The 8,861-nt window shown below is 72.2% G+C and carries 9 protein-coding genes; all 9 read right to left on the bottom strand.

All coding sequences use genetic code 11. From position 1 onward, the window contains the following. Positions 1-224: 224 nt before the first annotated feature. The 9 genes from ccsB to hemB all read right to left on the bottom strand — a co-directional run bounded on the left by ccsB (position 225) and on the right by hemB (position 8,822). Positions 225-1,166: a c-type cytochrome biogenesis protein CcsB gene (gene ccsB / locus HF577_RS35180; protein WP_169400327.1), complete on the bottom strand. Its 942-nt coding sequence runs from the start codon at positions 1,164-1,166 to the stop codon at positions 225-227. Further along, positions 1,166-2,824 (bottom strand): cytochrome c biogenesis protein ResB, encoded by a 1,659-nt coding sequence (gene resB / locus HF577_RS35175; RefSeq protein WP_169400326.1) that lies wholly within the window; start codon positions 2,822-2,824, stop codon positions 1,166-1,168. The genes ccsB and resB overlap by 1 nt, the downstream gene beginning before the upstream one ends. A 2-nt stretch (positions 2,825-2,826) precedes the next feature. Further along, positions 2,827-3,603 (bottom strand): cytochrome c biogenesis CcdA family protein, encoded by a 777-nt coding sequence (locus tag HF577_RS35170; RefSeq protein WP_169400325.1) that lies wholly within the window; start codon positions 3,601-3,603, stop codon positions 2,827-2,829. Positions 3,604-3,711: 108 nt separating this feature from the next. Further along, entirely contained in the window at positions 3,712-4,287 is a 576-nt protein-coding gene (locus HF577_RS35165; RefSeq protein ID WP_169400324.1) for a TlpA family protein disulfide reductase, read from the bottom strand. Then, positions 4,284-4,910: a histidine phosphatase family protein gene (locus HF577_RS35160; RefSeq protein WP_169400328.1), complete on the bottom strand. Its 627-nt coding sequence runs from the start codon at positions 4,908-4,910 to the stop codon at positions 4,284-4,286. The genes HF577_RS35165 and HF577_RS35160 overlap by 4 nt, the downstream gene beginning before the upstream one ends. A gap of 46 nt (positions 4,911-4,956) precedes the next feature. Further along, positions 4,957-6,258, bottom strand: a complete 1,302-nt coding sequence (hemL, locus tag HF577_RS35155) for a glutamate-1-semialdehyde 2,1-aminomutase (protein WP_169400323.1) — start codon at positions 6,256-6,258, stop codon at positions 4,957-4,959. 95 nt (positions 6,259-6,353) lie between these two features. Further along, positions 6,354-7,208: a hypothetical protein gene (locus HF577_RS37745; protein ID WP_211175327.1), complete on the bottom strand. Its 855-nt coding sequence runs from the start codon at positions 7,206-7,208 to the stop codon at positions 6,354-6,356. 42 nt (positions 7,209-7,250) lie between these two features. After that, on the bottom strand, positions 7,251-7,730 hold the full coding sequence (locus HF577_RS35145) for a DUF4282 domain-containing protein (RefSeq protein ID WP_169400322.1): 480 nt from the start codon (positions 7,728-7,730) through the stop codon (positions 7,251-7,253). Positions 7,731-7,841: 111 nt separating this feature from the next. Further along, complete coding sequence (gene hemB, locus HF577_RS35140; protein ID WP_169400321.1) at positions 7,842-8,822, bottom strand: porphobilinogen synthase; 981 nt, start codon at positions 8,820-8,822, stop codon at positions 7,842-7,844. Positions 8,823-8,861: the final 39 nt, after the last annotated feature.

The raw sequence follows: 8,861 nt of genomic DNA, 5'->3' as shown, positions 1-8,861 counted from the left end.
TTAAGAGACAGCGGCTGGGCAGGGCGGCTGGGCAGGGTGCCCCACCGCTCCCGGACGTAGCGACCCACTGAGCCGTCCGGGTAGTCCCGGTCGTCCCCGGGATCACGCTCCGTCATCGGGCTCCCCCGTGCGCGCACCGCTGATCACCTGCACGAATGCCGACGGTAGTCGTACCGCACCGTCATGGTCGAGACGCGGACGGGTGCCGCGTGTCGCACGCCCGATCAGCCGAGTCCCGCGTAGGAGTGCAGACCCGAGACGACCATGTTGATGAAGAACAGGTTGAAGATCACCGCGGCGAAACCGGCGACGTTGACCCACGCGGCCGGCCCGCTGCGCCAGCCTGCCGTGGCGCGGGCGTGCAGGTAGGCGGCGTAGATGACCCACGCGACGAACGCGACGGTCTCCTTCGGGTCCCAGCCCCAGAACCGTCCCCACGCCGCCTCGGCCCAGATCGCGCCGGCCATGATGGCGAACGTGTAGAGCGGGAACGCGATGATGGTGATGCGGTAGGCGAGGCGGTCGAGGGCGTCGGCGCTCGGCAGCCGCTCCGCGAAGCCCTCCAGCTTCCCCGAACGGCGCAGCAGGAACAGCAGGCTCGCCACGCCGGGAACCATCAGGAGACCCGACGCGATGCTGACCGTCGTGACGTGCACCACGAGCCAGTACGACTGGAGTGCGGGCATCACCGGTGCGGCGGGCGCGTAGAGCACCGTGCCACCGAGGAACAGCAGGATGACCACCGGCAGCAGCACGAACAGGCCCATCGGCCGCGACGCGGGCGACCGCCGGAGCACCACGAGCCACGCGACCACGGCCGCCAGGCAGATGGCCGAGGTGAACTCGTACATGTTGCCCAGCGGCCAGCGCTGCGCGGCGAGCCCGCGCAGCACGATCGACGCGGCCTGCAGTACCGCCCCGAGCACGACCAGGGACACGCCCATCCGGCCGTAGCGCTCGGCCCGGCCGGGCCCGGACCCGTCGCGCGGGGGCGCATCGGGTGGGGGCGCATCGGTCTCGACGGCCGGGCCACCGGCGCCGACGAGCACGCCCTTGGCGGACCGCTGCACGGCGTACTCGGCGCCGTGCAGGACCATCGCGAGCACGTAGACGCCGACGGCCGCCATGAAGAGGCGGTCGCTGTAGAGGGCGAATTCGGTGAGCATCAGCCGTCCTTCGCTGCCGTGTTGGGACCGTCGGCCCCGGAACCGTCGACTTCTGCGCCGGTGTGGGGTGCGTCCAGGAGGTCCGCCCGTAGCCGGTCGAACTCCTCGCCGTAACCCGCCCGGTCCGTGCGCGCCAGACCGCCGATCTCGACGACGGTACGGGTGCCGTCCGCGGTGGGGGTGAGCCTCGCCCAGAAGCGGCGCCTCCGGATGCTCAGCGACAGCCCCAGCCCGATGAGCATGAGCACGGCGAACACGAGCACGGTGTCCTGCCCGGGGTCGTGGCTGATCTGCAGCGCGACCCACTGCCGCACGTCGTCGAAGGTGACGATCGTCCCGTCGTCCAGGGTGATGGACTGACCGGGGACGAGGTTGGCGCGCGCGACCTGCTTCAGCTGACCCGAGTCGATCTTGCTCTGGTCGACCTCGAAGATCGACTGGCCGCGACCGTCGTCGAGCCCGAGGTCGCCGCGGAGCACGTCGACCGCCACCTCCGGGTCACGCAATGCCGGGAACACCGAGGTCACGACCTGGCCCCCGGAGCTCGTGGGCGCCAGCAGCCCCGTGATCGCCAGCTGGCTGGTGCGGCGCTTCTCCTCGTCGGTGACGCCGGGCGGCTCGAACTTGGTGGCGCCCTGCGAGAGGTACGTCGTCGCGTCGACGGGCTGCCACTGGATCTCACCGGTGCGCTTCTGCCCGTCCGGGAACGTCACGGTGAACCGCGGCGCGTAGCCGTGGTTGATCAGGTAGACGCGGCTGCCGTCGAGGCGCAGCGGGCTGTTGACCTCCAGCGGGTACGGGCGCCACTGGTCCACCCGGCCGGCGTTCAGGTCGTCGGTCGTCTGGTAGCCGATGGAGGCGTGGTAGCTCTCGGGCTGGCCGTCGGGCAGGTAGCTGGCCTCGAAGTCGTTCACCCGCACGCAGAACGGCTGGAGGTTGGTGCCGTCCACGCGCAGGCCGGCCTGGAAGGAGTCGTACCCGAGGATGCCGGTGTTGCAGAACTGCCCGCCGTCGGCCAGCACGATGACCTGGCCGCCGTAGCCGTACAGCTTGCCGGCGCCGAACCCGACGAGCAGCCCGATGAGGCTGAGGTGGAACAGCAGGTTGCCGAACTCGCGCAGGTAGCCCTTCTCCGCGGAGATCGTGCGTCCGGAGCCGGTGGCCGTCTCCACCTTCCGCCAGCCGCGCAGCCGGTGGCGGACCCGCTCCGCCGCCTCCTCGGGCCCCACGTCGAGAGTGGCGCTGCCGTGGTGCGGGAGCCTGCCCAGGTTGCGCGGGGTGGCCACCGGCGCCGCGCGCATCGTCTTCGCGTGCTCGATCGTGCGCGGGAGCACGCATCCCACCAGCGAGATCATCAGCAGCAGGTAGATCGCTGCGAACCAGGGGGCCGCGAAGACGTCGAAGAAGCCGAGGCGGGACAGCAGCGGGGCGATGCTCGGGTGGTCGGTGAAGTACTGGTCGACGAGCTGCTGGTTGAGCGAGCGCTGCGGCAGGAGTGCACCCGGCATCGCGGCCAGTGCCAGCAGGAACAGCAGGATGAGCGCCGTCCGCATCGAGGTGAGCGCGCGCCACGCGTTCCGCGGTATCGCGAGTCGCCCGCCCGTCGGGCGCGGGTCGCCCGACTCCGGTGGGCGGGTCGCCAGTTCCGTGGACGCCATCGTCAGAGCACCGGGGTGAAGCCGGCGACGGACGTCTGCAGCTCGGCCAGCAGGCCGCCCCAGAGCCCACTGACGAGCAGGAGGCCGACAGCCACCATGAGCGCGCCGCCCGCGACCTGGATCACGCGCGTGTGCCTGCGCAGCCAGCCGAGCGCGCGGACGGCCCGGGACGCGCCCAGTGCGATCAGCACGAACGGCAGCCCGAGCCCGGCGCAGTAGGCCAGCGTGAGCACGACGCCGCGCAGGGAGCCCCCACCCGTGCCCGCCGCCACCGCGACGACACCGGCGAGCGTCGGCCCGATGCACGGGACCCAGCCCAGGCCGAACACCGCTCCGAGCAGCGGCGCGCCCCACACCCCGGCGCGCGGCACCCAGTGCACGCGCCGCTCGTTCTGCAGCACCGGGATGAGCCCGACGAACGCCAGCCCCATCACGATCATCACGACGCCGCCCACCCGCTGCAGCAGCACTTGGTTGTCCACCAGCGCGTCGGAGAGCCAGACGACGCCCACCAGGATGACACCGAAGACGAGCGTGAACCCGGCGACGAAGAGCGCCGCCGCACCGGCGACGCGCCACCGGCCTGCCTGCCGCTGCCGGACCTCGGCGAGCGTGGCGGGCGGGGCGTCGGCGCCGACCAGCCCCGCCAGGTACGCGAGGTAACCGGGGACGAGCGGGACCACGCACGGGGACGCGAAGCTCACGGCACCTGCCAACACCGCGACCGCCACTGCGAGCAGCAGCGGGCCGGAGACCGCGAGAGTGGTCGTGGGGTCCATCACCGACGAGAGTAAGCCTGGCCCGTCGCATCCCGCGCACCGGGTTCTACAACGTGTAGTGAAAAGCCGTGATTCAGACCGGGCGGCCGAACCGGCGCCCGGCGCAGGTCAGGCGGGCTCCGCCTGCAACCGCTGGATCACCGGCGCGAGCTCGCTCACCCGGACCGTCGTCAGGTACACGGCGGCCACGCGGTGCTGCCGGTCGAGCACCAGCGTGGACGGCACGGTGTTGCGGGGGTACCCGCGCAGCGCCGCCAGGGTGCGGCCGGGAGCGTCGAAGATCGAGTCGAAGGTGACGCCCCGGTCACGCACGAAGTCGGTGGCGGCGTCGCGGTCGTCCCGCACGTCGATGCCGAGCACGGCCGCCCCGGTCTGCTCCTGCACGGACTGCAGCTGCGGCATCTCCGCGCGGCACGGGCCGCACCACGAGCCCCAGATGTTGAGGACCACGACCTTCCCGGCGTAGTCGTCCAGGCCGACCGTGGTGCCCTCGTGCAGCAGGCTGTCCCCGCTGATGCCGGCCGCCTTGCCGCGGCTCGCCGGCGGATCGTAGAAGATCGTGGTCTTGCCGCCCGGTGCGACGAACTCGAAGTTCCCGGTCTGGGCCACCGCATCCTTGGTGCCGGCGCAGCCCGCGAGCAGCAGCAACAGCGCGACGCCGACTGCGATCCAGATCCGTCTCATGCGCCCGTCTGCCCTGGCTCGCTGCCTCCGGCCGGCTCGCTGTAGCGCAGCTGGGTCAGCTCGGTGCCGGTGAACACCAGCGACGTCAGCGACGCGAGCGAGCACTGGCGCCTGCGGGGGTCGTGCCACAGCCGCTGACCGGTGACGAACCGGCGCAGCGTCCAGATCGGGAGCTGGTGGGAGACGCACAGCGCCTCGTGGCCCTCCGCAGCCGCCCGTGCGCGGTGTACGGCGGCGAGCATCCGGTGCGCGATCTGCAGGTACGGCTCGCCCCATGACGGCGTGAACGGGTCACGCAGCAGCGGCCAGTACCGCGGGACGCGCAGGGCACCGCCACCGACCGAGACCGTCTTGCCCTCGAACCGGTTGGCCGCCTCGATGAGCCCGTCGTCGGTGACGATCTGCAGGCCGTGGGAGGCCGCGACCGGGCCGGCGGTCTCCTGCGCGCGCTGCAGCGGAGAGGCGTACAGGGCGGTGATGTCGGCGTCGGTCAGCGCCTTCGCCACGATCTCGGCCTGGTTGCGCCCGTGCTCGGACAGGTGGAACCCGGGCAGCCTGCCGTAGAGGACGCCGCCCGGGTTGTGCACCTCGCCGTGGCGCAGCAGATGCACCACCGTCCGCACGTCGGTCACGCGCCTGCCCCCGCCGCTGACCGGCGCACCAGGTGCGTCACTGTCCCGCCTCCGCGGGGGCGGTGGCCGTGGCCGCCGCCCTGGCCGCAGCCGGCATGGCCGCCTCGATCGCCGACCAGGAGTCCTCGTCCAGGGCCGCGGAGACGAACCACGCCTCGAACGCGCTGGGCGGGGCGTACACGCCCCGTTCCAGCAGCGCGTGGAAGAACGCGGGGAACCGCCAGGTCGCCGCGGCCTGCGCCGCGGCGTAGTCGTGCACCTCGTCGTCGGTGAAGAACACCGACAGCAGGTTGCCCGCGAACTGGACGTGGTGGGGCACGCCCTCGGCGCGGAGCGCGTCACCGATCACCGCGCCGAGCCGGGCGGCGTTCGCGTCCAGCGCCGCGTAGACCTCGGCGGTGGCGTTGCGCAGCGTGGCCAGCCCGGCGGCGACGGCGACGGGGTTCCCCGACAACGTCCCGGCCTGGTAGACGGGCCCAGCGGGCGCGAGGTGCGACATGAGTGCGGCGGAGCCACCGAACGCGGCCGCCGGCAGCCCACCCGACATGACCTTGCCGAACGTGTAGAGGTCGCCCGCCACCCCGTCGAGACCGAACCAGCCGGCGGGAGACACGCGGAACCCGGTCATCACCTCGTCGACGACGAGCAGCGCGCCGTGCGCGTGGCAGACCTCCAGGAGCCCGGCGTTGAAGCCCGGCCTCGGCGGGATCGCCCCCATGTTCCCGGCGGCCGCCTCGGTGATGACACAGGCGATCTCGCTGCCGCGCTCGGCGAACACGGCGCGGACGGCCTCGAGGTCGTTGTAGGGCAGCACCACGGTGTCGGCGGCCTGGGCGCCGGTGACGCCGGGGCTGGTCGGCAGGCCCAGCGTGGCGACACCGGAGCCCGCCTGGGCGAGCAAGGCGTCGACGTGGCCGTGGTAGCAGCCGGCGAACTTGACGATCACCCGCCGGCCCGTGATGCCACGGGCGAGCCGGATCGCGCTCATCGTGGCCTCGGTGCCGGAGTTGACCAGCCGCACCTGCTCCACGGGCCCGACCCGGCCGATGATCTCCTCGGCCAGCTCGATCTCGCCCGGCGTCGGAGCGCCGAAGGAGAGCCCGTCGCCCGCCGCCGTGCGCACGGCGTCGACGACGGCGGGGTGCGCGTGGCCGAGGATCATCGGGCCCCACGAGCTGATGAGGTCGACGTAGCGGTTGCCGTCCGCGTCGGTGAGCCACGGACCCGTGGCGGACACCATGAAGCGTGGCGTGCCGCCGACCGACGTGAACGCCCGGACCGGGCTGTTCACCCCGCCGGGAATCGCGGCGCACGCGCGCTCGAACAGCTGACGGGACATGTCGGCGCCCGTACCGGTGACGGCCGAGGTTGGCGAGCTTCCCACGTCCGCCAGTCTTACACCGGGTCGCGACGGGCCGGTGGGCGGTGGGCCGATCAGCGGCGGGACGCGTAGAAGCGACGAGCCTCCGGCATGAACAGGATGACCGTGCCTGCCACCGCGAGGATCGTCACCGCCACCGTGAAGAGCAGGCTGGAGTTGTCGGCGCTGAGGCCGGTGAACACGGTGCTCAACGCCAGCAGGGTGAATCCCGCCGTCATGATCGCGACGATGATCCGGGCCCAGTTGTGCCCGATGAAGGCCAGCACGGCGAAGCCGATGTAGAGCACGGCGATGACGAGGATGACCGCACCGACGATGCGGATGATCTCTGTCGCCGAGACGCCTGCCTCCTCCAGCTGGCGGGTCTGGGCGGCGTCGAAGAGCTGCGCGCCGTTCTCCGCCGACACGACGAGCACGAGCCCGAGCCCGAGGAACGGCAGCGAGCTGAGGATCAGCATCAGCAACGACAGGATCATGACCCGCGGGCGTGGGACCGGGGCGTCGTCGTCCTTGTCCGGACCCGTGGGATACGAGGACGTGCCGTACGGGTTGTAGGCGTAGGAGCCCTGGCCACCGTAGGGCTGGCCGCCCGGGTAGGGCTGCTGGCCGCCGTAGGGGCTCTGGCCGTACGGGCCGCCCCCGTACTGGGGCTGCTGGCCGTACGGCTGCCCGCCGTACTGACCGGGCTGGCCGTACTGGCCGGGCTGGCCGTACGCACCCGGCTGCTGGCCGTACTGAGCAGGCGGCTCGCCGTACTGGCCCGGCTGCCCGCCGTACTGGCCGGGCGGCGCCTCGCTCTGACCGCCCTCCCCCGGTGGGGTGGACGGCGCCGGCTGTTGCGCGTCCTGGCCGTCGCGAGGGGCGTCGTCGGGCCGGCCCCCGCGCTGCGGGTCGGACGGTGTGGTCACGGCGCTACCGTAAGGCCGGGTCTGATCTGCTGTCCACGCACCTCAGCGGCGATGATGGATGTCCTCCGACATGCGGACCACGGCGTAGTAGAACTCGAGCGTGATGCGGAACAACGTCAGGTAGAACAGCGCGACGATCGCTCCGAGGATCAGCACGAGCAGCCCGTACCCGACGCTCTGGGTGAAGGCGGCGATGACGAAGCCGATGTACGCCAGGCCGAGGAGCACCAGGCCGACGACGTAGATCACCTTCACCACGGCGGGTGTGGCGAAGCTGTTGAACCGGAAGTCGAACAACGCCGCGAAGAAGCCCTTGGCCTGCGCTTGAGGGCTTCCACCCCCACCGGGTCCGTAGCCGCCGGAGGGGTCGCCGTACGGCGGCTGCCCGGGAGGAGGACCCCAGCCCTGGGCAGGTTGCTGGCCGTAGCCACCCGGGTAGGGCGGCGGCTGCTGTCCCCCGGACCAGCTCTGGCCGCCGGGCGGCTGGGGCTGATCGCCGGGGTTCCCGGGGTCGTACGTCATCGCGAGCCCTCCACAATTGATCACGCGGGCCGCGATCCTATCGCCGAGAACGGTCACAACACGGGGTTTCGGACATGCCCGAGCATTGCGAACCGGTCACGACCGCACGTTTCACTCCGTGGAGAGTCTGGCCGCCACCTCGGTGGCCCAGTAGGTGAGCACGATGTCCGCGCCGGCGCGCCGGATGGAGGTGAGCGTCTCGAGCACCGTGCGGTCGCGGTCGAGCCACCCGTTGGCCGCCGCCGCCTCCACCATCGCGTACTCGCCCGACACCTGGTAGGCCGCCACCGGCACGTCGGCCGTCTCGGCCACGGCACGCAGCACGTCGAGGTAGGCCAGCGCGGGCTTGACCATCACCAGGTCCGCCCCCTCCTCCAGGTCGAGCGCGAGCTCGCGCAGCGCCTCCCGCACGTTGGGGCCGTCCTGCTGGTAGGTCTTGCGGTCCCCGCGCAGCTGCGACTCCACGGCCTCGCGGAACGGCCCGTAGAACGCCGAGGAGTACTTCACGCTGTACGCGAGGATGCCGGCGTCGAGGTGGCCTGCGGCGTCGAGCGCCTCCCGGATCACTCCGACCTGGCCGTCCATCATCCCGCTGGGCCCGAGCAGGTGCGCCCCGGCCTCGGCCTGCGCCACGGCCATCTCGGCGTAGACGGCGAGGGTGGCGTCGTTGTCCACGCGGCCCTCCGCGTCGAGCACACCGCAGTGGCCGTGGTCGGTGAACTCGTCGAGGCAGGTGTCGGCCATCAGCACGGTGGCGTCCCCCACCTCGGCTCTGACGTCGCGCAGGGCGACGTTGAGCACGCCGTCCGGGTCGACGCCCGCCGAGCCGGTGGCGTCGCGCCGCTCGGGCACGCCGAAGAGCATCAGCCCGCCCACACCCGCTGCGACGGCCTCGGCGGCCGCCTTCCGCAACGAGTCACGCGTGTGCTGGACGACACCGGGCATCGACGCGATCGGCACCGGCTCGCTCGCGCCCTCCTTGACGAACATCGGCAGCACGAGGTGGCGGGGACGCAGGTCCGTCTCGGCGACGAGCCGGCGCAGGGCCGGGGTGGTCCGCAGCCGCCGCGGCCGATGGGTGGGGAAGGCCATGAGGCCACCCTACGACCGCCCCGAACCCCGAGGTGGCCC

Origin of the sequence: Pseudonocardia xinjiangensis (assembly GCF_012911925.1) — a bacterium.
Lineage (GTDB): Bacteria > Actinomycetota > Actinomycetes > Mycobacteriales > Pseudonocardiaceae > Pseudonocardia > Pseudonocardia xinjiangensis.
Note: the sequence above shows the minus strand (reverse complement) of the source record. Positions and strands in the feature narration are given on the sequence as shown.